The sequence below is a fragment of the Mobilitalea sibirica genome (genome assembly GCF_015999265.1).
GTDB classification, from domain to species: Bacteria; Bacillota; Clostridia; order Lachnospirales; family Lachnospiraceae; genus Mobilitalea; species Mobilitalea sibirica.
Genome location: NZ_JAEAGR010000003.1, coordinates 229,482 through 254,323, shown reverse-complemented (window position 1 = coordinate 254,323; position 24,842 = coordinate 229,482). Strand labels below are relative to the sequence as shown.

Sequence of the window (24,842 nt, the reverse complement as noted above, 5' to 3'; positions counted from 1 at the left end):
TGATGTTATTCGCAGCTTCACATTATGGTTTTCCAGCAACATAATTGGCGGGAAATATCACTCACGAAGTTATATGGCACCGCTGGTCGTTACTGCTACAATCGTGATTGATAATAGGAATAAAACCGCACCGACAAACAAGGTATGTAAAAGCATTTCAGCTGACTTAGCGGAAGCACTGATGCATTCGATCATACGCTTATCGGATACCGGCTGCAGTGCAGCGCTACCACACTTATAGATTAAAGCTATTACAATCAATTTTAATAAGGGTATTGCACAGATAATTATAATGATCACCAGTCCGGCGACTCCAATGGAGTTCTTCAACAAGACCCCTGCGCTTATCACCGTCTGGGTGACGCCTCCGATTGCCGTTCCGACTCCCGGTATGGCCTGCGATGCCCTCAAAAGTGCCGACCGCTTTACCCTGTCAGCAACCGGTATAATAAGGCCTTGAACCGCTTGAAACCCAATTACTGCTGCCAATAAGCTTTTTAACAGCCAACGTATAATGGTTTCAAAGAGTCCCGCCAGTTTTGATAGCATGTCCTCCTTTGACAAATTATTCGCCAGCATAATGACCATATAGAAGTTAATCAGGGGGATTACTATTTTTATTAAAACCAGATCAACCACGGTAATCATAAATAAAGCGACTTCATAATACACCAAAGAGGATGCGCTACCTGATGCAAAGCCTACGGACATACAGTAAGCAGGCACTAATACTTTCATAAAATCCAGTATATTACCAATGGCGGAAGCCGCAATAACGGAGGCGGAGACAAAGGAGCTCATGAGTAAAGCAAACAATAACAGGTAGGTAATATAATAGCCTGTCTCGCATACCTGATTATGCTTAAATGCCATAGAAAGATTGGTAAAAATTGCAGCAATCAAAGCAATGGATATCAGCCTGGCAAAGGTACCCAAATTGGCTTTTACCTCTCCTTTGATAGACTGGATTAACTGCGTACCGATATTGTTAAGGGAGAAGGCTTCCTTTCCTTGCATCAGCCGGTCTACATAGGACCTAAAATCAATGGCGTTGCCATGCTCCATTATGTCATCAATTACTTCCTGAATTTCAGTATAATTAATATCTTCCGATAACGTTGTACTCGCTTTCGCTTCTTCAAGATAAAACATTAAAATTACAAGTGCCATAAGAACTCCTGCCATGATTTTAAGGTTAAATAATATTAATTTTCTATGCCTGTCCTTCATCCATATCACCTTTCAAAAACTACTGGTTTTCACCATAAAAGTAAGGACGCTAAAAAGATACTAAGACATCTCTCACATAGTTATGCTTTCAGGAAATTATCTATCGTTTCTAACAACGCTAACAGTATTGGCATACTGATAGCCAGTATCGTCAGCTTACCTACCAATTCGATTTGATCTCCGATAGACTGATATCCTGAATCTTTACATAAGGAAGATGCAAATTCCGTAATATAGGTAATCCCTATTATTTTTATCAACACACCGATATATGCTTTGTTTATCTGTATATAACCCTGAAGCTTATTGATTGCATCCAGGATCACCTCCAGTTTTCCAATTCCCAGTAATAAAATTAAAAAACAAGCTGCAATAGCAATATAGAGGGAAAACTCTTCCTTCCCCTTTTTAAATAATATTGCTACCAACACCGCTCCGATTCCTAGAATGGCTATTCTGATCATGTTACCCTCCGTATCTAAATAGTAAATAATTCTGAATACCTTGTCCTATGAAAACCTGTACGTCTATTCTAATCACAGTTTAAATGCTTACATCGCCGTACTAGTTAAAAAGGGTAAACAGCTTTTGTATTGTCATAAATAAATCCGTTATGTACGGCAACATCCAAAACAATACCAATACCAACCCTCCTAGACTCGTGAGAAATGCCAATTCATCTCTCCCGGATTGCTTAAGTATCTGATTTAATATGGAAACCAGTATTCCAACAACGGCTATTCTTAAGATTAAATTGATATCCATACTTACCCCCATGCCTTCACCGGATTAATTATCCGGAAGTACTTAATAATAATGTATATCATCGCTACAGATGATATAATCTTAGTCTTCCTTAGAGCATAATAATTGAAATAAAAATGCCTGCCATGATGCCTAAACTGTTGAGAAGATATGCTTTCTCTTTTACAGTTTTCGATAGTTCAAGGGTCTCATCCTCCAGCTGATTTATATATAAATCTAATGTATTCATCTGCATATCCTTATCCAGGTAACCAAGGCTTTCACCAAATTGCACCAGATGTAACTTGTCCTTCTTTGTTAAAGAGGTTTTCGTAAGCTCCTGTTCCACAGCCTCTTTCCAAATCTGCGAAAAAGTGATCCCGGACAGTTCATTTAATTTGGATGATACCTTTGATAAAAAAGTTTCATAGCCTCCATTATGCCGTCTTGCTATCCCGCTGATTGCTTCTGGAAGAGGGGTATTGGCATATCGAATATCACCGCGCAGTAACAGGATTAGCTTCTTTAACTCTTTCAAATCCTCAATCCTGCATCTTAGTTCGTTACTAAAAAACATTCCCATACCGGTTGTAGATATAATCACAAGCAAGCATCCGATAATTTTTGTTATCAACATAATGTTTGTCCTCCTTACCGATTGGCCTATGCATGATCTGCATACAGTTTTCTTCCTACCGTATCATATATTTCATCAAGGTGACCGATTCCATTGACATTACTAAGAAGCACATAGCGCTCAAACAACTTTTTTTGCACCAGTTCACTAAGTACCGGTTTACTCTTTATGTCCTCGATAGAACTTCCATGAACAGTTGCTATCAGCTTACAGCCACAGCCAATCACATAATCAATTGCCTCTAAATCTTCCTTTGAACCGATTTCATCTACTGCAATTATTTGCGGGGACATGGAACGGATCAGCATCATCATACCCTTTGCTTTCGGACAGCAGTCCAGTATATCCGTACGAATTCCTAATTCATTCTGAGGCGTACCCATATAACAGGCACCGATTTCGGAACGCTCGTCCACAACTCCGATAGACTTTCCTGATAAATATGTATTACCATCCGATAATTGCCTTATAATGTCCCGTAAAAGCGTTGTCTTTCCACATCTGGGCGGAGATATGATTAAGGTATGATAAATTCCATCGGTCTTCTCATTAATCAGATAAGGTAATACCGGGTCAGCACATCCTTTAACCTGATGGGCCAAACGAATATTAATAAAGGAGATATGCTTCATTCCTTTAATGACATCATCTTCAATGATTGTTTTCCCAGCAATCCCAATGCGGTGTCCCCCGTTAATCGTGATAAATCCTTGTTTTATCTCATCCTCAAAAGCATAAAGAGAATAATTACTGATATATTCCATTGTCTCACGGATTTCATTCTTAGTAACGATGACAGCCAAGGTAGGATTTTTAACCAACTTAGCTTCCTCTGTTATAAAATACTCCACATTTTCATAAATGATGAGAAGAGGGGCATTCATTCGAAGGCGGATCTCCTGAAGCTTCTCAAAATCTATCTTTAATTTTCCGAAGATTGTTCTTAATTTAAGAGATAATATTTTTAGTAGCTCGTCTTTCGTATTCATAATCCCCACCTGCCTTTATGATACCTATTAAGGCTTATCCACCTTTCTTTCTAAAACAATATATTCTCCCTATGCGAAAATATTCCGAATATATGGAAAGAAAACATTTGCAAAATTAAAGAAGTTATATTATTCTTTTTTATAACTTATGTAATGAAAAAAGCGAAAAAGAGCGTGAATACTTGTCCTACCTACCCTTTGGCGTTCTTTTCACACTGTAAAAATCGGGATAACATATCATCTAGTTGTTCCTATAGTACTTTTTTCTTAGAATATGTAACTATAATTAGAGTGTCATCCTTCTTACGTATGTATTAGCAATACTATATGTTGAACCTTAATGTTGTCTACTTAATATATATAGTACCCACTTGTTGTAACAAATGACATTCGAATAAATAAAAAGTTTGAAATGAGGTTATAGAATGCGATATGGTTTAATTGGAGAAAAATTAGGACACAGCTATTCAAAAATCATTCATGAAAAGCTGGCAGATTATACTTACGATCTAATACCCTTAAGCAAAGAAGAATTTAAAGTTTTCATGCAAAAAAAGGATTTTACTGCTATTAATGTGACAATACCATACAAGCAGGCCGTAATCCCTTACCTGGACGAGATGCATCCTCTTGCCAAGAGGATTGGTGCTGTTAATACCATTGTGAACAAATCCGGACGTTTCATCGGTTATAATACTGATTTTTACGGGATTGAATATATGCTAAGAAATAATAAGATACAAATTAAAGATAAGAAATGTGCGATTCTTGGAAATGGTGGAACCTCACAGACGGCCTTTGCAGCCCTGGAACATCTTGGAGCCTCTGATATACAGGTAATCAGCAGAAAACCTTCGGATACTAGCATATCGTATGAGGATTTCTATAAAACACATACCGATACCGAAATCATAATTAATACTACTCCCCTCGGTATGTATCCTAATATAGATGCTTCTCCTCTTGATTTGACTACCTTTATCGAATGTGAAGCTGTAGTAGATGTAATATTCAATCCTCTTCAAACAAAGCTAACTCTACAGGCAATCGAACTTCATAAGAAAGCTATTACCGGACTGGAGATGTTAGTGGCCCAGGCCAAGCAAGCCGTGGAATATTTTCTGGATAGACCTATACCGGAGTCCAAGATACAAAAGATTTATATGGAGATCCTTGCTATGATAAATAGTAAGGTAGAATGAATCTGATGGTGCAGATTTAGAGCAAAGAGTTTGCTTTAGTAACTCTCGCGCTGAGCGCGGTCGATAAACCGACAAAAATCCTTATGCGTAAGAACGCATCCTGGCTGGAAAAGGAACCGATAAGCGGATTCCCTTCTTATAAATTACGGGGCTGTTACAAACTAAAGAGTTGTAACAGCCCCTATAAGATTCATAATTACTTATGATATTCGTGATTTCTTTGATACAGATATTCCTGACAGTTCGCTGTAGAAGGTTGCTCCCAATATTAAAACGCCTCCAAGCATCTGCTGCCAACTCATTACCTCACCAAGAATAATACCGGACATGATAATCGCTGAAATCGGATCAATATAACTTAGAGAGGCGATGGTTTGAGCCTTCAGGTTTCGAATAGCAACAAAATAAAGCAGATATGCAAGGCCTGTATGTAGGAGACCAACGGTCACCAGTAATATCATTGACTTTCCCGGTATATCAGATAAATTTATTGGGTTTGTTATTATAATATAAGGGAGCAATACGACAGATGCCATAGATAGTTGAATAATTGTAGTCTCTAACCCTGAGATGTTTTTTACAAATTTATTCATAAGTATTACCGATGCATAAAGAATTGCAGCTAGCAGACCATAACCGATTCCTAATAACTGATCTTTATGAAAGCCGCTTGTTTTATTAATCTCAACAATAAAAAACATACCGATCATAGCTACCAAAACACATAGTATTTTCGTCTTATTCATTTTCTCTTTTAAGATGAAAGGAGCCATAAATGCGACAAAAACCGGGGCAAAATAGTAACTAAGAGTCGCATTGGATATGGTGGTATACCGATAAGCTTCAAACAAAAAAATCCAATTAAAGCCAATGGCTGCCCCTGCTGCTAATAATAAGAGTAGATTATTCTTTATGGAATGAATAGATAATTTTTTCTTAGTCAGTAAAGCAACCATAAGTAAAAACAAACTACCAACAACCCCTCTTACCAAAGCAATTTGACTTGAGGGTAGCGATATGTTTTTTACAAAAAGTCCGATACTCCCGAACAAAAGCATAGTAATGATCAGATATAATTTCGATTTCATGTCATCTCCTTTTGGCCCAATCTCTGTACTCAAAATCACTCTTTTTCTGTATTTTCACCGATTATACTTCTTCCCTGTTGCCGGATTATATATGCTACATAAGTTTTTATAATTGCGTAAAGAGGCTGTTATAAGTTGCTTGTGTAATTAAATACATCAGTTTACTTATAACAGCCTTAACATACATATATTCATGATACAATAAGTGCATACGCTCATAAAATCCTTACATCATACAGCTCTCTACACCTATCAAGCATTCGTTGACTACACTCTCTTCATGTATTCGCCGGTTCTTGTATCAATACTTATTTTATCACCCTGCTCAACAAACAAAGGAACATAAACTGTAGCACCTGTCTCTACAACCGCCGGTTTTGTTGCTCCGGTAGCAGTATCTCCTTTAAATCCGGGTTCTGTATCTGTGATAACAAGCTCTACGAATAACGGAGGTTCAATTGCAAATACCTGTCCGCCATGGGAAAGCATCTTAACCATTTCATTTTCTTTTACAAACTCGAGTGAATCACCAATTGCCTCTTTATTCATAGCAATCTGGTCATAAGTATCAACGTTCATAAAATGATACAATTCACCGTCAGAATATAAATACTGCATATCACTTCTTTCGATATGAGCCTGCGGATATTTTTCAGTCGGACGGAAGGTTTTTTCAACCACACCACCATTTTTAATATTCCTTAATTTTGTTCTTACAAATGCTGCGCCTTTACCTGGTTTTACATGTTGAAACTCAATGATTTGATAAACTTGATTGTCTATTTCAACTGTCAAGCCATTTCTAAAATCGCCTGCTGAAACCATACTCGATACTCCTCCTTAAAATTGACTACATTTTAGTGTATAATAAACCGACAATATTTGCAACTGTTTTTTTTCTTACCCTCTTTGCCTCAATAAATTGTCATTTATTTTCAGTTATTACAATTCTATTAATTTTTTTTCTGAGAAAGTGAAATTTTCATAACCGGTTTTTGTTACTACAACCATATCTTCGATTCGAACGCCACCGTAACCTTTTAGGTAGATACCCGGTTCTACAGTTTCTACCATACCGGGTTGCAAAATCTCATCTTCCATCGCTGATAATCTGGGACTTTCATGAATAAACAGACCCACCCCATGACCTAAGCCATGGCCAAAGCATCCTTCGTATCCGGCTTGATATATGATATCTCTAGCAACTTTATCCACTTCCCTACCGGTTAATCCGGCTTTTATCACCGCCAAGGCTGCCTCCTGAGCTTCCAGCACTTTATTATAAATACCTTTTTGTTTATCCGTTGCTTTACCGATAACAATCGTTCTGGTCATATCGGAACAGTATCCTTCATAAATACAACCAAAATCCATAGTCAGAAAATCCCCCACTTCAATCTTCTTTTGTGTTGGAACCGCATGGGGCATAGAGGAATTAATTCCGGATGCAACAATTGCATGAAAGCTTAGACCTTGTCCACCTTTTGTTTTCAGCAGGTATTCAATTCTAGCGGCCACCTCAAGTTCTGTCATACCGGGTTTAATAAAATCTAATATTTCGGAAAACACCTTATCTCCAATTGCTTCTGCTTGTTTGAGGTACTCTAACTCCTGAGGTGTCTTAATCCGTCGTAATCGGGTCACTTCATCCTTAATAGGTATTAATTCTTTCACTTCTAACTTGTCTTTAAAGCCTTGATATTTTGCATAAAGAAGATCGTTTGCTTCAAAGCCCAAAGTATCAATCTGGTCTGTTCTTAGCATTTCATTGATTGCTTCCTCATATCCATGATCTCCAATGGTAATAATTTCATACCCGAGCGCTTCCCTCTCCGCCTGATAGGTATATCGAAAATCCGTAAGTAAAGCATGTCTTTTTTGAGAGATAAAAAGATATCCTGTATCTCCAGCATAACCACTAATATAACGAACATTATTCATATTTGAAATTAAGATTGCATCCAATCTTAAGTCGTTTAATAATTCTTGCACTCTTTTATAATTGTCCATTGTTTACCTTCCCGTTTATCTAATTATATTTCTTATAAAAACATTTTCATATTACTATAACATATTATATAATTAATCAGAAGTTATAGCCTGTTTTAATTATGAGTGATTTATTTTATAATCCGAATTCTTGTAATCTTAAAAATCTAATTATTATCGACTCATAATATCATCGAATACGCTAGTCATTATTAAGTAATATATTATTAATTACTTTCAAGCATATTTATTATTCCATCAATAGCCAACAGATATCCGTTTAACCCTAACCCTGCAATCTGACCATCACAGCCGGCAGCTGTGACAGAAATATGTCGAAAATCTTCTCTCTTGTGGATATTCGAAATATGTACTTCAATTTTAGGTACCAACAACGAGGCTAAGGCATCACGAATTGCATAACTGTAATGAGTATAGGCTCCCGGATTGATGATAACTCCATCTACCTCATCAAAATATGCTTTCTGAATTCGATCAATGATTTCCCCTTCACTGTTACTCTGGAAAACATCAATTGTTATACCAAGTGACGTTGCTTTATTATCAATTTGCTCCAACATGTAATTGTAATCTTGTTTTCCATATACACTTTTTTCTCTAATACCGAGAAAATTTAAATTCGGTCCGTTAATCACTAAAAGCTTCATCGTCCATCCTCCTTATCTCCTATAATAATCAATAGATCTGTTTTAAGTATGCTTCCATAATCAGAACTGAAATCTCTTCCAAAGATCTGTCATCCGTCATTATAATCTTATGGGCGGCCTTCTCATAGTATGGAATACGAACCTTAAGAAGTCGTTTCACCTTCTCCCCCAATTCCTCACCGGAAAGCAGGGGTCTTGAAGTGTCTCCTCTAAGCCTTTTCACGGTCGTTTCTTTGGACGCCCTGAGATATACCACATAGCCCAGTTCCTTCAAAAGCTTCCTGTTTTTTTCCCTTAAAGGCATACCGCCTCCGGTGGATAAAACCGTATTATTTAATCCGTTTTGCAACTCGGTTAATAAGTTTGTTTCCACATCTCGAAAGTACTCTTCACCTTTGTTACGAAAGATTTGGTTAATTGTATCCCGTTCCCTTTGTTCAATCAATAAATCCGTATCCTGGAAACGGTAATTCATCATTTTAGCCAGATGTTCTCCCACACTGGTCTTTCCCGACCCCATAAATCCGATCAATATTATGTTGTGCTTTAAACTCTTGTTCATACTAACCCTCAAATATCGAATTGTTCATAACACTTGTCTACGAAACCTGCTCTATTGTACTTTAATTTTACCCTCTTTGATATCCTTACGATAATGGTATAATACAACTCTTTCTAATTTACGCTTTAGTACAATCTGTATCTCTTCCTTCGGTCCGATCGGTTTCACATAATAAGTCATCATTCCAACACGATTGGCTCCAAAGACATCTGTAAATAACTGATCCCCGATAAATACCGTATGATCTATACTGGTACCCATTAATTTTGTAGCTTTGATAAAATTCTTCTTTGCAGGCTTTTGAGCATTATGAATAACACGAACCTTAATCTCCCGATTAAAGCGGGATACTCTTTCCTCCTTATTATTGGAAATTAAACATACTTCAAAACCAATTTTTTTGATTTGTGCAATTAAATTAATTGCTCTTTGATCAGCATCCGCACCGTGTTCCACTAAAGTATTGTCAATATCAAAAATGATTCCACGATAACCTTCTTCATATAGTTTCTTATAATCAATAACATATGCGGAATCTGCTATTCTTTTCGGATAAAACATTCTTAACATTTTGTCTCCACCTATTCTTTTAATATAAGAGTAGAACGTTCTTTACATTCTTTCCTGTACTACTATAATATGCAGTTTTTACTTATAGGTCCTGATTTATTATAGCAACGAAAGGAAAAATGTACAAGTGCTAAACTCCTGATTTACCACTGATATCCAGCATCAATAGGAATATAACAGAAAAAACAAAGGATTACTTTAGTCTGAGCTATTTATTTCAGTCCAAAGTAACCCTTTGTTTTTCAACATCATTTGTAACATTCAGGAGGTCTATCCAGAAAAATATTATTTTACTAAACCACTTCCTATGATACAAAGAAGAAACTATTATTTTTTATTATCCTTAATTATCTATATTTTATGTTAATTATCTTTTACTAACAATTTTAACTAGTTCCTCATTCCTTACTATGGAATGTGTATCCACCATAGGAAAATCCATCTGTTTATAACTCCATACAGCTCGTCCAATCTGATTATCTAAAAGTAAATCGCACATATCTCTATGCCAGTTTAGGTTATATTCCATTGGTACATTTTCGATTACACCGTACTCACCGCAATACAACATGACATCTCTTTCTTTCGCAAATTCCAGTGCCGGTTGAAGTAAGCTTCGCAAATACTCTTTATCTACCAGCTCTTTAAAAGTAAATCCATATCGTTTCTTGAATTCTTCCGATTTTTCTAAGTATTTTTTATAAGTATCCTTCCCCGAGGGGTAGGGAACAACAAATTCCAGATCTTTTAACAGAGGCTCCCAGCTTGCCCTTTGGTGTGTAAAAATATGGGGTTCATAAAAATGAAAGGTATAAACCAGATTGTTATCTTCAATTGGATTAAGTTCATTTAAGGTGAACACGCTGTTATAAAAATTACCGCCTATGATAATAACTCTGTTTTGATCAATCTCTCTTATACCTTCCACAGCTCTTTTACTTAAAGCATTCCACCTGTCACTGTTAGGTTCCACTATTTCATTCAAAAGCTCAAATACCACATGTCTCCCCTTATCCTTGTATCGCTTTGCAAAAGCTTGCCAAAGGGATATATATCTTTGCTGTAATACCTCATCTTCAAATAAACGGTTTTCCTTCAAAGAATGGAATGCATACCCCGCTGCCCTGTGTAAATCCAAAATGATATTCAGATTATTATCCTCACACCATTCGATACATTGGTCCACATACGCAAATCCCTCTTCCTTATACTGAAACGGATTATCATCATCCTCAATTACCATGTAATCAATTGGAAGTCTAACATGATCCATACCCCAAGATGCGATCTGTTTGATATCCTTTTCCACAATAAAGGTTGTAAAGTGCTCTTTATTCGCTTCCCTAAACTGTGAAATCCATCCTCCCAGATTAACACCTGCCATAAATCCATCAAAAGTTTTCATAGTTAAATTTCCCTTCATCTTGTTTTTGTGTTAATTATGCTCAAGCTGTAAGTTTTATGATATATATCAATTAATCTATAATACTATAAGAAACCAATGGTTCCTGCGACATAGTACTGATATTAATGTGCATTGTTCAATTTGATTTGTTACATAACAAAAAACACTTTGATTAATATAAAAAGAATTCCGTATATCTTTAAGGTAAGTATATGAAATTACTTATTTTTTACAATGTATATAACATTATTTTAGATGCATTATCTTATATAACTTTTACACATTTGCATTTTTCTTACCTTCCAAATCCGCAGTACATTGGGGACATTTTGTAGCATTCAAATTAATATCAGACTGGCAATGAGGACATTTTTTCGTTGTAGGAGCTGACGGAGTCTCCGGTTTTCTTATTTTGTTAATCCATTTTACAATTAAAAATACCACAAACGCCATGATAAGAAAATTAAGTATATTCGATATAAACTGTCCATAATTAAGCGTTGCTGCACCGGCATCCTTCGCTGCCTGCAGGGTATCATATTCATTTCCATCAAGAGTAATGAATAGATTAGTAAAGTCAATATTCTTTGTAAATACACTTAATACCGGCATAATAATATCATTCACCAAAGAATTAACAATCCCGTTAAAAGCACCGCCGATGATGATACCGATTGCTAAATCAATCATATTTCCTTTCAAAGCAAATTTCTTAAATTCTTTCCACATAATATTCCTCCATACTTATACCACGGTTTACTTAAATACTTAGCGAATCATTAATATTATACTTAATTTAATTACTTCTTAGCCTTCAGAATGATCTTTCCTAAAAATAATACCAACCTTATATCTGGCATGGGAATATGACAGAGATGAAGCCTATATTAATTCTATGGCAGAAAAAGGTTGGCAACTGATAAAAGGTGGGTTATTTCATCATACGTATAAAAAATCCGATGAGATATATCGTTATAAACTAGATTTTAATGCAAAAATCAATTTTGAAATTGATAGCGGAAGAAGATATTCAATAAGTGAATTCATCTATTATGTAAAAGGAATCGGAAACAAAGCTGTTTTCCGGTTCCTTTCGCTTAATAAAATATTGAAATAATCATGTTAACGTTTGCTCAAGCCTTTAAGTTACTTATCCTATTTAACTCTAATAACAGCCATATTAATTGGTAATATCCCCTAAGGAGAGTGCCAAACAAAAATATTAGACTTTTTTTCTTTTATATTGAATCATGATTATACTTACAAAAACTAGAGTTGATATATTAAGAACTGCCGGCGCCACATAGCCTCCAACCGGTGCCGGAAGAACCGCTATCAGTGGTAAGACCAAAGCCATAATAAAAACCGGATTTAGAAGTGCCATCCATTTAGGAAACATAGATTTTCCTTTTAATAAAATAATAACATAAAGGATAGAGCTAACGATAAGCTCGGACATCATGATTATTATGATAATCCGCCAATAAAAATCATATCGGTGCATCAAGTCTAAAACCAAATCCTTATCAGTAACTACATTATGATATAATCTCCAACCACTTCCCATATATGCATAGGCCGTATGAAATCCAACTCCCATCATTAACGCATGGGCACTGATAAAAAAAACAATTCTTGATTGTACCTTCCCGGCAGGTTTTAAAGCATAATATAAGGGTATGAGGCCAAGGATTTGTATCGGTAATACAATGACCCCAAGAAAGGTGCCTACTGTTATTCTCCAAGACGAAATATCTGCCATAGTTTCCGTGCCCATCTTAAAAAATGTATACGCATCCGTTGGTTTTGCCAGTAAAATAAAGTCACTGATAATTGTGATTAACATTCCTAAGATACCAATAAGTCCTAATACGATTACGAAATCTGTTCTGCTTGTCCTACAATTCATTTCCTTTCCTCCTTGGCAATAAACGTTCATATTCCGTTCATTTATATCCAGTGGCTACGCCAATTGAATTTATGTTTTTTTACAGTTATCTATATAAAGTATACCATATTGTAGCATTATCTATTGAATTATTATGTTAAGTTGTAACTTTATTTCCTAAAATGAATATATTTTTTCACAATGCTAACAGCTCTTCAAACTACTTAAATAACTGAATTAAATAGCCAAAAAATCTTTTAAGATATTAATCGTCCTTTCTATTTTTCACATATACTGCCACATCACCATAACTTCCGTCTCTCCTATGATTTGCATGAAATAATACTTTATCAAACTGCATCCCTGCTTTTTGCATAACCATACCACTGGCAACATTAAGGACATCATGTTTTGCGATTATCTTATGGTATCCCACTTCGTAAAATAGATAATGCATAACAGCTCTTAAGGCTTCCGTCATAATTCCCCTACACCAATATTCCTTTCCAATACAATAACCAACTTCACAAGTTCTATCTATGTCATTTAATATCTCTGCACTGATTGAGCCTATTACTTTTTCTTCGTTTTTTAAAAAAAGTGCCCAATTATAAAAATTAGATTGATTATAAAATCTAATCCAATCCCTAATTCGTCTCTCGGTAACACTGATATTATCATGGGGTCCCCAGGATAAAAACTTACAAACCTCCGGGTCACCGGCCCAATTATGATACATATCGTTAGCGTCCTGTATATCAAACCTTCGTAGTATTAATCGGATTGTTTCAATAGAATTGGTCCCTATATGCTTAATCATTTTCCTCACCCTTTCAGAAAATGAATATACAGAGACCAGCTTTTATATTCCTTATTTATTGTTCTATCTTAATATTCTTATTTCACTTTACCAACTGATTTAAAAGGATAAACTCTTAATATCACCTTACCCTCTATCTGATTTACATCAATCAATCCAAATTCTCTGCTGTCAATACTAACTTCCCTGTTATCTCCTAAAACAAAAAGCTTATCTTTACCAACCTTTATTGGTAACTGAACTTCTCTCGCCAAGGTTTCTCCTATCGCATAGTCCTCTTCAATTTTCTCTCCATTAACATAAACAGATCCGTGTTGAATGTCTATAACATCGCCCTCAATTCCAATCACTCTTTTCACATATCTTTCATGCAATTCATCATAATCTTTGTTTTTATCAAAACGGCACTCAATACCATCAATATATCTTTGTAAATCATTCAATAAATTACCTTTTTCCTCATTCGTAAAAAAGGTTACAATATCACCTCTTTGCGGACCCTTAAAACTGTAACCAATAATATCTACCATCATATGTTGATTCTCAAATAAAGTATTTTCCATAGATCTTTCTTTCACTATGACTTTCGCATAAGCCTTACTACTAAATAAAAATGCTATACTAAATGCAATAAAGAATAATATAACCCAACTTGCAATTTCTTTTAATAACTTTTTCTTATCCATATATGTTCCTCCACAGTGCAAATCATTCTCAATTAAGCGATTGTATGCAAAAGACAAAAACACAAACACTTTATCCATATATTACCACCCATAATGCATATTAGCAAATAATATTTATATTAAATATCTACCACTGAACTTAACGTTTATATAAAAAGACAACTATATTAGATACGATGTAATCAGTTATATCTGTTACACTCATCTTTTACAGTTGCCTTTTACTTCTAATACATTAACTATTTACTTTACTTAGCTGCCTTTTATCTTAACTCAATTCCTTTAGCCTTCAAGATTGCCAACAACTCATCCGTCATAGCAGATATCTCTTGGCCTTCCAAGGTACGTTCCATAGAAACAAACTCGAATCGGATTGTAACACTCTTCTTACCTGGAAGTAGCTTCTCATCCTCGAAGATATCTACCAGGTGGAAACTCTTAAGGTATTCACATTTGTATTCTCCTATATACTCTGCTATTTTTTCGAAGCGGAGTTCCTTCTCTGTCAGAAGACTTAGATCAATGGTTACTCCCGGATATTTGGATGGCTCGACGTAGCGTAGGGTCTCTGCAGTCACAGTCTCAAGTAACTCCACATCAATCTCTGCATAAGCTACATTTAACTTTTTATCAATCTTATTCTTTACCTTAGGATTCAATACAGAGAAATAACCAATCTCCTCACCCTTTAGGCTTATTTTTGCCGAATTCACCGGATGAACATAGTTATATTTACTTAACTCTTCTTTAATAGCAAATACAGGTCTTACATTCTTAATGGCAAGAAGAAGCTGTTCTACGATTTCCTTTACTTTAAAGTAAACCTCTTTTTCGCTTAACTTCTTACTTGCAACAACAATACCAAGTCTCTTTCTCTCGTTGCAAAGTCCATCCTCTTTTAAACCGTCTGACACACGACCAATCTCGAACATGCCCATCTCCGGAGTGGTGTCTACATTCTTATAAACAAATCCAAGAAGACTGGGGATAATTGTAGAGCGAATGGTATCATTCTCTGCGGTCAAGGAATTGATTACCCGAATATTTGGCTCTGTTACAATTCCAATTTCTTTGTTTAGCTTACTCTCATACCACAGATAGCTGTGAACCTCGTTCATCGCATAACGTTCGGATAAGAACAGCTTCATTTTTAATTCATTGTCTCTGTCCTCACTGTGACGGATCGGTGTAAGTAAACTCTTCGTGGACTTGATTTCAAAGTTATCATAGCCATAGATACGGGTAATTTCCTCAATCATATCCGCCTTCATGGTAACATCCTTGGTCGCTCTCCAGGAAGGAACCACCACTTCAAATTCATCACCCTTACGGTTCAAACCAAAGCCAAGGGCAGTTAGAGTCTCTTCAATAAAATTTGAAGAAATGTCAATTCCGGTGTACTTATCTACATAGGCCTTATCAAACTGAATTGTGATCGTTTCATAATGCTTCACATAACAGTCTGTTAGGGCAGAAGTCACTTTAACTCCCGGATCAATCTCAGCTAAAAGCTTTAAGAAACGCTTAATTGCAGGAACCGTCAGCTCCGGATCAATAGTTTTCTCATACCTAGCGCTGGCATCCGTACGCATTCCGAGGCGGGTAGCTGACTTACGGACAGAAACTGCATCAAAGTTCGCGGATTCTAATAGAACAGAGTCTGTATTATCCGTAATCTCGGAGAGCTCTCCACCCATGATACCTGCAATTGCTACGGGCTCTTTCTCATCACAGATCATTAAAGTATCGGTGTCTATTTTTCTTTCCACACCATCTAAGGTTAAAAAATTAGTTTGCTCCGGCATGGTTTTCACCCTGATTTTTGATACCTTGCCGTTATCAAAGGCATGCATCGGCTGCCCCATCTCCATCATCAGGTAGTTAGTCAAATCCGCCAGAAGATTAATTGGTCTCATACCGCAATAGGTAAGACGTATTCTCATATTAATCGGAGATTTCTTCTTAGTAATATTGTCTATTGTAATACAGCTGTAACGATAGATTTTATCCGTGTTTTCTACCTTCAAATCAATCGGTGCCAATTCTCTATATATGTCAGTATCCATTAATTCTAAAGGTTTTAAAGGTCTCTTGGTAAGAGTAGCTATTTCCCTAGCAATACCGTAATGACCCCAAAGATCAGGACGGTTTGTTAGGGATTTATTATCCACTTCAAATACCGTATCCTCTAACTGCATAAATTCTTTGATATCTGTTCCTAGAGGATAGATATCATCAAGTATCATAAGACCTTCGTGGTTATCACTGATACCCAACTCTTTCTCCGAACAACACATACCGCGGCTGGTTGCACCGGCTATTTGTACCTCTTTAATTACCAGTTCGCCTACCTGACCACCCAGTTTAGCAAAAGGAACCACAGCTCCGACGAATACATTGGGGGCACCGCAAACACATTCAACTACTTCACTACCGATATCCACTTTTACCAGATGTAGCTTCTTTGAATTCGGATGGTCGTTAATCTCAACCAGCTTTCCTACTACTACATCCTTAATGTTTTTACCCATCTCATATATATCTTCGACCTCAGCCGTGGATAAGGTGAACTGATTAATCAGCTCTTTTATATCCACACCGCTAAGATCCGTAAACTCAGATATCCAATTCATTGATATTAACATAATCCAATCCCTCCTATTTCGTAAACTGTCTTAACTGCTTTAAGTTACCGCTATTGAACAGACGAATGTCCTTGATATTGTATTTCATCATTGCTAAACGTGTTAGACCCAGACCGAAAGCAAAACCGGTATATTTATCAGGATCAATACCACCCATAGAAAGTACATTCGGATGTATCATACCACAGGGTAAGAGCTCTACCCAGCCGGAATGTTTACAGGTAGGACATCCCTCGCCGCCACAGATGGCACAATTAATATCTAGTTCAAAGCCCGGTTCCACGAAGGGGAAAAAGCCCGGTCTTAACCGTACCTTCACTTCTCTTTGGAACACTTCCGTCAGCAATGCCTTCATAAAATAAATCAGATTAGAGATGGAGATGTCTTCACCAATCATCATTCCTTCCAACTGGAAGAAGGTATTTTCATGACTCGCATCAATATTTTCATTTCTAAAACACCTTCCGGGGAATAAAACCTTTAAAGGTTCACCGGGCTTTGGTGCACCATACTTTTTCATAATCGTATTCTGAGAAGCAGAGGTATGGGTCTTTAATAATTGTCCGTTCTCCAGATAATAGGTATCCGTCATATCTCTTGCCGGATGGTTCTTTGGAATATTAACCGCCTCAAAGTTGTTATACTCAGTCTGAATTTCCAAACCATCCTCTATAATAAAGCCCATTGTTTTAAAGATGTCTTCAATCTTCTTTTGAACGATCGTAATCGGATGTAGGGTTCCGACTTCAACTTCTGAAGGTATAGAATAGTCATAACGCTCGGCGCTTTCAATCTGCTTTTGGTATTCCATCTCCTCAAGGGTTTTCTGGTAGTCAACAATTGCCTGCTCAATTTCATTTTTTAGCATATTTACCTGCATACCGGCAACCTTTTTTTCCTCCGCATTAAGATTACGAAGATTTTTCAGCTCCTCCGTTACAAGTCCCTTCTTACCAAGAAAGGCAACCCTGATTTTCTCCAGTTCATCTCTTGATTTAACTGCACTCAGTTCATCACTAAACTGTTGTTTGATTCTTTCCAAGTTTTCTAACATGTTATCTCCTCCTAATCTAATTATCTTAAATTCATAATGTTCTAAACCTCAAGTTATATGCTACTGATACGGGTATGCTATGCTAATGCTGTGACAGCTCCGCTGTCCAAGGGCTGACCGTGATGGATATGCTGGGAGTATGATTTACCGTAATACACTGTTTGACGGACATGTTGTTGATTATGTATGACCAGAGCGTACATATATGTCCGATATAGGCATACATAATCAATAATGTGTCCTTCAACCTGTGTGTGAGGTAAATCATACTTCCAGCATATCCTTTTGCGTCAGCCCTTCATATAAGTTATGCTTACATGACAGCATTAAAAAAGCTCCCATCCGCAAGGGACGAAAGCATCGTGGTACCACCCAAATTCAAGCTTATTTCGTATATAAGCTCCTCTGACAGTGATAACGGAACTGACCCGGCCTCTCTTCTATCTTCAGATACTGCGTATGCAATGATATCTGTAGATATTTTAAAGGCAACTCCGGTGCCGAACTTCGTGATACATCTGAACCCTGAACATGCTCTCAGCCGGTGGCACATCCTCTCTGGCGGGAAAATATATCCTACTACATTCACCTTCAATGTTTTTTTCATTTTCTCATATATTAAACGACTATTTCCATATTGTCAAGAAGTTATTTACATTTCGCATGTGCTTTGTTGATTGCAAATATAATTTTGTCGACTCTAATATCTTTCTATACTTTAACATATTTAAGTTATAAGTCCCGATTATACTTAAGTTCATTATATTTAATATCCCACAAAGCTCTCAATACTTGTTTTTAATTGGAATTTATGATAGAATGAGCGAGGTTATGAGCAATGGTTATAAAACACAAAAGGAGAGTTGTGAATGCAAAAGTACGATGTTATTATAATTGGAGCCGGTCCTTCCGGTATTTTTTGTGCTTATGAACTTATTAAGGAAAACAAAAATCTCAAGATTTTGATGGTTGAAAAAGGGAGACCGATAGAAAAAAGAACTTGTCCCAAGAGAGTAACAAAGCAATGTGTAGGATGTAAGCCATGCTCAATTACAACAGGATTCGCCGGTGCCGGTGCATTTTCTGACGGAAAGCTATCCCTTTCTCCGGATGTAGGCGGAAATCTTCCAGAAATACTGGGTTATGATAAGGCTGTGGAATTAATTCATGAATCCGATAACATCTATCTTAAGTTTGGTGCTGATACCAATGTATATGGAATCGATAAGGAAACAGAAATCCGAGAAATCAGAAGAAGGGCTATCAATGCTAATCTAAAACTAATTGAATGTCCGATCAGACATCTGGGTACGGAAGAAGGTTATAAAATATATACCAGATTACAGGAGCACCTACTGGAATCCGGTGTAGAAATGATGTTTAACACGATGGTTGAAGATATTCTGATTGAAGATAAAAAAGCAAAGGGTATTACCACGACCAAAGGGGATACCTATTATGCAGAGGAAATTGTAGCTGCTATCGGCCGTGAAGGCTCTGACTGGTTCTGTCATATCTGCAATGACCATGGTATTGAAACCAAGGTTGGTACAGTTGATATTGGTGTCCGGGTTGAGGTTCGAGACGAGGTTATGGAATTCTTAAATAAAAACCTCTATGAGGCAAAACTGGTATACTATACTCCAACCTTTGACGATAAGGTCCGTACCTTCTGTACGAATCCCTCGGGTGAGGTAGCAACCGAATATTATGAGAATAATTTAGCTGTTGTTAACGGACATGCTTATAAATCGAAAGAGTTCAAAACTAACAATACGAATTTTGCAATTTTAGTATCCAAGAATTTTACTAAGCCCTTTAAAACACCGATTGAATACGGTAAGCATATTGCACAGCTCAGCAACATGCTATGCGGCGGAAGAATCTTAGTGCAGACTTTCGGAGATTTCCAAAGAGGCAGAAGAACGACAGAAGAACGACTTTGCAGGAATAATTTAATACCAACCTTAAAGGATGCTATTCCAGGAGATTTATCTCTGGTATTCCCTCACAGAATTATGGTAGATATTAAGGAAATGATCTTAGCTCTTGATAAGGTTACCCCCGGTATTGCCAGCGATGAGACCCTGCTTTATGGTGTAGAGGTTAAATTCTATTCCAATAAAGTAGTTGTAAATAAAGATTTTGAAACCAGTGTGGAAGGACTTAGGGCGATCGGTGACGGTGCTTCCGTTACCCGAGGATTACAACAGGCCTCTGCCAATGGTATCAGTGTAGCAAGAAGCATAATGGAGAAATTTAAGATACATTAAATTATAATAAAGATGAATGATTTAATCGAATATGGTTGTTACATCTGAATCATCAAGGGGCTGTTGTTATTACAACAGCCCCTTGATATGCTTGTGGAGGCAAGCATTATGAATTAAAAGGAAAAGTTATTAATTATCAATTCTATAATAATTCTCATATTAATATATTATTGTCTGGCTGATATAACTGGACATTTCAATAAGTCTACCATTTTTATAGGATGAACCAGTAGCCCGCATTCTGTACTGACCATGCACAACATATATTGTATCGCTAATATACGCCGTACCGGAATAAGATGTTGCAGACCAGCTATCTACCGAAGACCAGGCTCCATTATTATATTTCTCCAGATAGATACTTATGGACTGCCGATCACTGTCTCTGGTTGTTAAGTAGGAATAAACGACTGCTCTTCCATCACTTGAAATATCAAAGGTATTAATAAATGAATTAATACTAATATACATTGGTTGCACAATACGATCTGTTTTGGAAGCTGCAGCTGCTTCAGAAGGTAACACCAAGTTACTTGCGATTAGCGCCAGACACAAAATAAGAATATTAATATATTTTTTCATTACAAAAACCTCCTTTCACACATATATAACGATCCGGGAGGCTTTTTCTTACACTTACTTATTCCTTTATTTTTTTATTTCAAGACTTTCTGCAATCTTTATCAAATGGTTTTTGGTAATATCAATATCTGAACTTTGTAAAAAAAACACCCTATCATCAAAAGTCCAACTAATTGATCTATAATTTTCTTTTTCTACAAAAACAGCTTTTTGATCTCCGAATATTTCAATTCTTTCAACTATCCCACCTTCGGAGTCCACCTGTATTGACGGTTGCCCTGTAAACTGTTGGAATATGATCTTTTGGTCCTCCTTTACATAATGAATTACTCTGACAAGCCTGGTATCGCCGATTACGGAATCCAGTTGATAGCCCTCCGGAATATAGGAAGGATAATAGTAACCATCCCAATTATCAGGTATGGTGGTCTGGTTGCTATCTTTGACATAATCAATCTGAGTAAATCGCTCCTGTATATTCATAATTGTATTGAAAAACCTAACCCGATAAGCGTCAACACTTATGACAAGAAAATAATTAACTCCAACCAACAACAAGATAAATATGGCAGCTTTTTTTAATTGCCGCATTACCCTAATCCTGTTATCATTTCTTTTCTTCTTTCTTAGTTCCTGTCTATAGTAAGCATCGAACCACAAATCCAAACTCTCAGGAAGTATAGTTCCCTCCTGTCCATTTATATTCATATCCAATTCTCTACACAGGTTATGAACATGCTCAAATCCAATATGCCTTAGAAAATTATCTTCGAGGCTCGATTTGTATTCCTTGTCCATATTAGATAATTCATTCATTCGTGACCCCTCCTTCAGATAATATTTTCTTTAAGGCCGCTTTTGCCCGATGAATCTTCACACAGACATTATCTGTAGATAGGTTAAGCAAATCCCCAATCTCAGTAAGACTCATCTCATAATAATATCTTAAACTTAGTATATCTGCATACCCAGAATTGATTTTGCTTAAAGCTTCAGCCAATTCCTTCCCCCGCTCTAAATTAAGGACATGCTCATCCAAAGATAGACTTGTATCATCTATCTCTAAACCATCCGTAAATTCTGTTGGCATAATTCTCTTTTTTTCATTATATCGGTCAAAAGATAAGTTTCTAACAACTATAACCAAATATGCCCTTGTTTTCTTACACTTAATTTCGCCAATTTTATCTAAATGCTTATAAATTTTTATAAATGCATTCTGTATAACGTCTTCAGCATCATGATAACTATGGAGAATCTGATAGGATATGTAGAACAGTTCCTTTCGATATGTAATATATAGGTCTTCCATTTTATCACGCTTTTTTACATCTTCTATTGTTAAAATAAATGATAACATGTTAATCCATCCCCTGAGCTTAAATTAATCTTTCGTTATATCCTGACTTTTCCAATAACCTAAGCCATTATCACCAATCATTTCATCGATTTAAAATTTTCAATCGTTACTCAGATTACAGGCACTCACATTCCCTGCTCTGTCAGACCTGCATGATGTGCCAAAATTCCTTGTCTTTTTTGACTTGCAGTGTGATGGACAGCATTGAATTTTCTATAGCACAGGCTATAAATCAACGATAAAACCATTGCCTTAGGATGGAGTCTTTCGAATCGAAACGTTTTGACTTTACTATTGAATGAACATGGCGTCTCCAAAGCTAAAGAAACGATATCGTTCTTTCACTGCTTCCTTATAAGCTTCCATTATATGATCTCTGCCGGCCAAGGCTGATACCAACATCATTAGTGTAGATTCCGGCAAATGAAAATTGGTTATCAGTGCGTCCATAATTTTAAACTTATAACCCGGGTATATAAATATCGACGTATCTCCACTTCCAGCATGTAGAACACCGTTTTCATCTGAGGCAGATTCAATTGTCCTACAACTGGTGGTTCCGACACAGATAACTCTACCTCCGTTTTTTTTGGCTTCATTTATTTTTGCCGCTTCTTCCTCCAGAACCTGGTAAAATTCTGAATGCATATGATGCTCTTGAACATTATCTACCTTAACCGGGCGGAAAGTGCCTAGGCCTACATGAAGGGTTACATTGGCAATAGTGACCCCCATAGCTTCAATCTGTTCTAAAAGCTCATTTGTAAAATGCAACCCAGCGGTAGGTGCCGCAGCAGACCCTTCATTTTTTGCATAAACGGTCTGGTATCTGTCCTTATCCTTAAGTTCCTGCGTAATATAAGGAGGAAGAGGCATCTCTCCCAATTGATCCAGTATTTCTTCAAAAATTCCTTCGTAGGTAAACTTAACAAGCCGATTGCCTTCCTCAACCACATCAAGAATTTCGCCGACTAAAATCCCATTACCAAAGCTGATTTTTGTACCCGGTCTTGCTTTCTTTCCGGGCTTAACCAGGGTTTCCCAGGTGTCGTTCTCACCTCTTTTTAAGAGTAGAAGTTCGATCTTAGCTCCATGCTCATTCCCATCCTCGCAGTTATTATGTTGATGAATTTTTTCTCCGATTAATCTGGCCGGTATGACCTTTGTATTATTAATAACCAAACAATCTCCTTTTTGTAGCAGTTGAATGATATCTTTAAATATTCTATGCTGCGTTTCCCCTGTCTTTTTATTCAGTACCAGCAACCTGGAACCCGAGCGATCCTCCAAGGGACTTTGTGCAATTAATTCTTCCGGTAAATCGTAATAAAAATCTTGTGTCTTCATGTTAACTCCTATCTTTCATAGTTTTTAAGTTTATCACAATCATAACCACTTAAAGATATAAAATCGTGTAATTCTATATCCAATGGCATCTTTTCAAGTTTTGATTTGTATAGAATCATGAAACTTATATCCCATGGCTATTATACATTAGCATGGATATAATTATATAGTTAATTTCACAAAAAATCTACTCTTCTTTCTCTAGTAATTTACTAATAAATATTTATCCTCCCAATGTAATATCCTGCATATTATACCACTTTATCGCCTGCTCAAAATGATCGGAGCAAAAGTCAGGCCACATTTCGTCAACCACATAGAAATCAGAATATACGGATTGAATTGGTAGAAAACCGGATAGTCTGCGCATATTTCCCCATCGAATTATAAGATCTATTCTTGAAATATCGCTGGAGTTTATTCTACTATGAATTGAATTTTTAGAATCTCCATCGGATTTTAAACCGGATAAATCCCATTCCCATCCATAATTCACAAGAAAATTGACTTTCATACCCCCTCCGTTGATGTCCGTCCGTTTTGTATAAGGAAGAAGCTCCTGAGGAAAACACTGGGATTTTGTATTACCAATCACCAGAAGGGAAGTCCCCTCTGCTGCTATTAATTTTACTGCATCTATACATGCCTTTTGAAACGCTTCCTGTTGAAACTTTGGTCTTTTGCAATTGTCTACGGTAAATCCATAATAAGTAATTTCCTTGACCCCATATGACTTTGCTAAGCGCAGAAGCTCTAATCCCGGTTTTAAGCCATAATTATAACCCTGTTCCACACCCATCCCCCTGTCCCTCGCCCATCTTCTGTTACCATCAGGAATAATGCCGATATGGTTTGGTATTTTCATTATCTACACGTCCTTTCTATTCAAAAATACTGCCCTTATTTTAAAGAATTATGCAACTGAGAGAAACACACACTTTACCTTAGCACAACCCTAGCGGGTTCGCGCAAAATAAAACGAAAACAAAACGAGATATGGGATTATCCCATTCTGCACATTTCGAAGGAACATATAATGATATATTCTCACCGGTGCCTGTGGACAAACCCTATATCCCGTCTAAATTATTATTTAAGTGCTT

Annotated in this window: 27 protein-coding genes; 3 read left to right on the top strand and 24 right to left on the bottom strand. The window is 36.6% G+C overall.

Annotation, left to right across the window (positions count from 1 at the left end; genetic code table 11):
• Positions 1-69: 69 nt before the first annotated feature.
• The 5 genes from I5677_RS04715 to spoIIIAA all read right to left on the bottom strand — a co-directional run bounded on the left by I5677_RS04715 (position 70) and on the right by spoIIIAA (position 3,600).
• The gene (locus I5677_RS04715; RefSeq protein ID WP_197660418.1) at positions 70-1,230 is read right to left on the bottom strand and encodes a stage III sporulation protein AE; all 1,161 of its coding nucleotides are present in this window, start codon (positions 1,228-1,230) and stop codon (positions 70-72) included.
• 80 nt (positions 1,231-1,310) lie between these two features.
• Positions 1,311-1,694 (bottom strand): SpoIIIAC/SpoIIIAD family protein, encoded by a 384-nt coding sequence (locus I5677_RS04710; protein ID WP_197660417.1) that lies wholly within the window; start codon positions 1,692-1,694, stop codon positions 1,311-1,313.
• A 100-nt stretch (positions 1,695-1,794) separates the two neighbouring features.
• On the bottom strand, positions 1,795-1,995 hold the full coding sequence (gene spoIIIAC / locus I5677_RS04705) for a stage III sporulation protein AC (RefSeq protein ID WP_197660416.1): 201 nt from the start codon (positions 1,993-1,995) through the stop codon (positions 1,795-1,797).
• A 91-nt stretch (positions 1,996-2,086) separates the two neighbouring features.
• On the bottom strand, positions 2,087-2,611 hold the full coding sequence (locus I5677_RS04700; RefSeq protein WP_197660415.1) for a stage III sporulation protein AB: 525 nt from the start codon (positions 2,609-2,611) through the stop codon (positions 2,087-2,089).
• A gap of 26 nt (positions 2,612-2,637) precedes the next feature.
• A complete protein-coding gene (spoIIIAA, locus tag I5677_RS04695) occupies positions 2,638-3,600 on the bottom strand; it encodes a stage III sporulation protein AA (RefSeq protein ID WP_197660414.1) in 963 nt (320 codons plus the stop codon).
• Positions 3,601-4,025: 425 nt separating this feature from the next.
• Between spoIIIAA and I5677_RS04690 the strand changes: the two genes are divergently transcribed.
• Positions 4,026-4,802 (top strand): shikimate dehydrogenase family protein, encoded by a 777-nt coding sequence (locus I5677_RS04690; protein WP_197660413.1) that lies wholly within the window; start codon positions 4,026-4,028, stop codon positions 4,800-4,802.
• A 200-nt stretch (positions 4,803-5,002) separates the two neighbouring features.
• Here I5677_RS04690 and I5677_RS04685 read toward each other — a convergent pair whose 3' ends face one another.
• The 8 genes from I5677_RS04685 to mscL all read right to left on the bottom strand — a co-directional run bounded on the left by I5677_RS04685 (position 5,003) and on the right by mscL (position 11,813).
• The gene (locus I5677_RS04685) at positions 5,003-5,890 is read right to left on the bottom strand and encodes a DMT family transporter (protein WP_197660412.1); all 888 of its coding nucleotides are present in this window, start codon (positions 5,888-5,890) and stop codon (positions 5,003-5,005) included.
• 267 nt (positions 5,891-6,157) lie between these two features.
• Positions 6,158-6,715: an elongation factor P gene (efp, locus tag I5677_RS04680; RefSeq protein ID WP_197660411.1), complete on the bottom strand. Its 558-nt coding sequence runs from the start codon at positions 6,713-6,715 to the stop codon at positions 6,158-6,160.
• Between the two features lie 117 nt (positions 6,716-6,832).
• A complete protein-coding gene (locus tag I5677_RS04675; RefSeq protein WP_197660410.1) occupies positions 6,833-7,900 on the bottom strand; it encodes a M24 family metallopeptidase in 1,068 nt (355 codons plus the stop codon).
• A gap of 206 nt (positions 7,901-8,106) precedes the next feature.
• Positions 8,107-8,547: a type II 3-dehydroquinate dehydratase gene (aroQ, locus tag I5677_RS04670; protein ID WP_197660409.1), complete on the bottom strand. Its 441-nt coding sequence runs from the start codon at positions 8,545-8,547 to the stop codon at positions 8,107-8,109.
• A 28-nt stretch (positions 8,548-8,575) separates the two neighbouring features.
• A complete protein-coding gene (locus I5677_RS04665; RefSeq protein ID WP_197660408.1) occupies positions 8,576-9,109 on the bottom strand; it encodes a shikimate kinase in 534 nt (177 codons plus the stop codon).
• Between the two features lie 51 nt (positions 9,110-9,160).
• Positions 9,161-9,679 (bottom strand): YqeG family HAD IIIA-type phosphatase, encoded by a 519-nt coding sequence (locus tag I5677_RS04660; protein ID WP_197660407.1) that lies wholly within the window; start codon positions 9,677-9,679, stop codon positions 9,161-9,163.
• Positions 9,680-10,046: 367 nt separating this feature from the next.
• Positions 10,047-11,084: a glycoside hydrolase family 5 protein gene (locus tag I5677_RS04655; RefSeq protein ID WP_197660406.1), complete on the bottom strand. Its 1,038-nt coding sequence runs from the start codon at positions 11,082-11,084 to the stop codon at positions 10,047-10,049.
• Between the two features lie 276 nt (positions 11,085-11,360).
• Positions 11,361-11,813 carry a large conductance mechanosensitive channel protein MscL gene (mscL, locus tag I5677_RS04650; protein ID WP_197660405.1) on the bottom strand — a complete coding sequence of 151 codons (453 nt, stop codon included), beginning with the start codon at positions 11,811-11,813 and terminating at the stop codon, positions 11,361-11,363.
• A 106-nt stretch (positions 11,814-11,919) separates the two neighbouring features.
• Here mscL and I5677_RS04645 point away from each other — a divergent pair, with 106 nt between their 5' ends.
• Positions 11,920-12,201: a DUF2812 domain-containing protein gene (locus I5677_RS04645; protein ID WP_330617843.1), complete on the top strand. Its 282-nt coding sequence runs from the start codon at positions 11,920-11,922 to the stop codon at positions 12,199-12,201.
• 105 nt (positions 12,202-12,306) lie between these two features.
• Here I5677_RS04645 and I5677_RS04640 read toward each other — a convergent pair whose 3' ends face one another.
• The 6 genes from I5677_RS04640 to I5677_RS04615 form a co-directional block, all read right to left on the bottom strand.
• Positions 12,307-12,993 (bottom strand): DUF6796 family protein, encoded by a 687-nt coding sequence (locus I5677_RS04640; protein ID WP_197660403.1) that lies wholly within the window; start codon positions 12,991-12,993, stop codon positions 12,307-12,309.
• A gap of 244 nt (positions 12,994-13,237) precedes the next feature.
• The gene (locus tag I5677_RS04635; RefSeq protein ID WP_197660402.1) at positions 13,238-13,792 is read right to left on the bottom strand and encodes a GNAT family N-acetyltransferase; all 555 of its coding nucleotides are present in this window, start codon (positions 13,790-13,792) and stop codon (positions 13,238-13,240) included.
• A gap of 77 nt (positions 13,793-13,869) precedes the next feature.
• Positions 13,870-14,478, bottom strand: coding sequence for a signal peptidase I (lepB, locus tag I5677_RS04630; RefSeq protein WP_197660401.1), 609 nt, complete (start codon positions 14,476-14,478; stop codon positions 13,870-13,872).
• A 263-nt stretch (positions 14,479-14,741) separates the two neighbouring features.
• Positions 14,742-17,123, bottom strand: a complete 2,382-nt coding sequence (gene pheT, locus I5677_RS04625) for a phenylalanine--tRNA ligase subunit beta (protein ID WP_197660400.1) — start codon at positions 17,121-17,123, stop codon at positions 14,742-14,744.
• A gap of 13 nt (positions 17,124-17,136) precedes the next feature.
• The gene (pheS, locus tag I5677_RS04620) at positions 17,137-18,177 is read right to left on the bottom strand and encodes a phenylalanine--tRNA ligase subunit alpha (protein WP_197660399.1); all 1,041 of its coding nucleotides are present in this window, start codon (positions 18,175-18,177) and stop codon (positions 17,137-17,139) included.
• 313 nt (positions 18,178-18,490) lie between these two features.
• Positions 18,491-18,784 (bottom strand): hypothetical protein, encoded by a 294-nt coding sequence (locus tag I5677_RS04615; protein WP_197660398.1) that lies wholly within the window; start codon positions 18,782-18,784, stop codon positions 18,491-18,493.
• Positions 18,785-19,046: 262 nt separating this feature from the next.
• On the opposite strand from I5677_RS04615, the gene I5677_RS04610 reads away from it, so the two are divergent.
• On the top strand, positions 19,047-20,450 hold the full coding sequence (locus I5677_RS04610) for an NAD(P)/FAD-dependent oxidoreductase (RefSeq protein WP_197660397.1): 1,404 nt from the start codon (positions 19,047-19,049) through the stop codon (positions 20,448-20,450).
• Positions 20,451-20,609: 159 nt separating this feature from the next.
• On the opposite strand, the gene I5677_RS04605 is transcribed toward I5677_RS04610, so the two are convergent.
• The 5 genes from I5677_RS04605 to I5677_RS04585 all read right to left on the bottom strand — a co-directional run bounded on the left by I5677_RS04605 (position 20,610) and on the right by I5677_RS04585 (position 24,604).
• Positions 20,610-21,032, bottom strand: a complete 423-nt coding sequence (locus I5677_RS04605) for a hypothetical protein (RefSeq protein WP_197660396.1) — start codon at positions 21,030-21,032, stop codon at positions 20,610-20,612.
• Between the two features lie 66 nt (positions 21,033-21,098).
• Entirely contained in the window at positions 21,099-21,848 is a 750-nt protein-coding gene (locus I5677_RS04600) for a DUF4367 domain-containing protein (RefSeq protein WP_197660395.1), read from the bottom strand.
• Entirely contained in the window at positions 21,841-22,392 is a 552-nt protein-coding gene (locus tag I5677_RS04595; RefSeq protein WP_197660394.1) for an RNA polymerase sigma factor, read from the bottom strand. The genes I5677_RS04600 and I5677_RS04595 overlap by 8 nt, the downstream gene beginning before the upstream one ends.
• A gap of 291 nt (positions 22,393-22,683) precedes the next feature.
• Complete coding sequence (queA, locus tag I5677_RS04590; RefSeq protein ID WP_197660393.1) at positions 22,684-23,739, bottom strand: tRNA preQ1(34) S-adenosylmethionine ribosyltransferase-isomerase QueA; 1,056 nt, start codon at positions 23,737-23,739, stop codon at positions 22,684-22,686.
• Positions 23,740-23,962: 223 nt separating this feature from the next.
• Complete coding sequence (locus I5677_RS04585; RefSeq protein WP_197660392.1) at positions 23,963-24,604, bottom strand: undecaprenyl diphosphate synthase family protein; 642 nt, start codon at positions 24,602-24,604, stop codon at positions 23,963-23,965.
• Positions 24,605-24,842 lie beyond the last annotated feature (238 nt).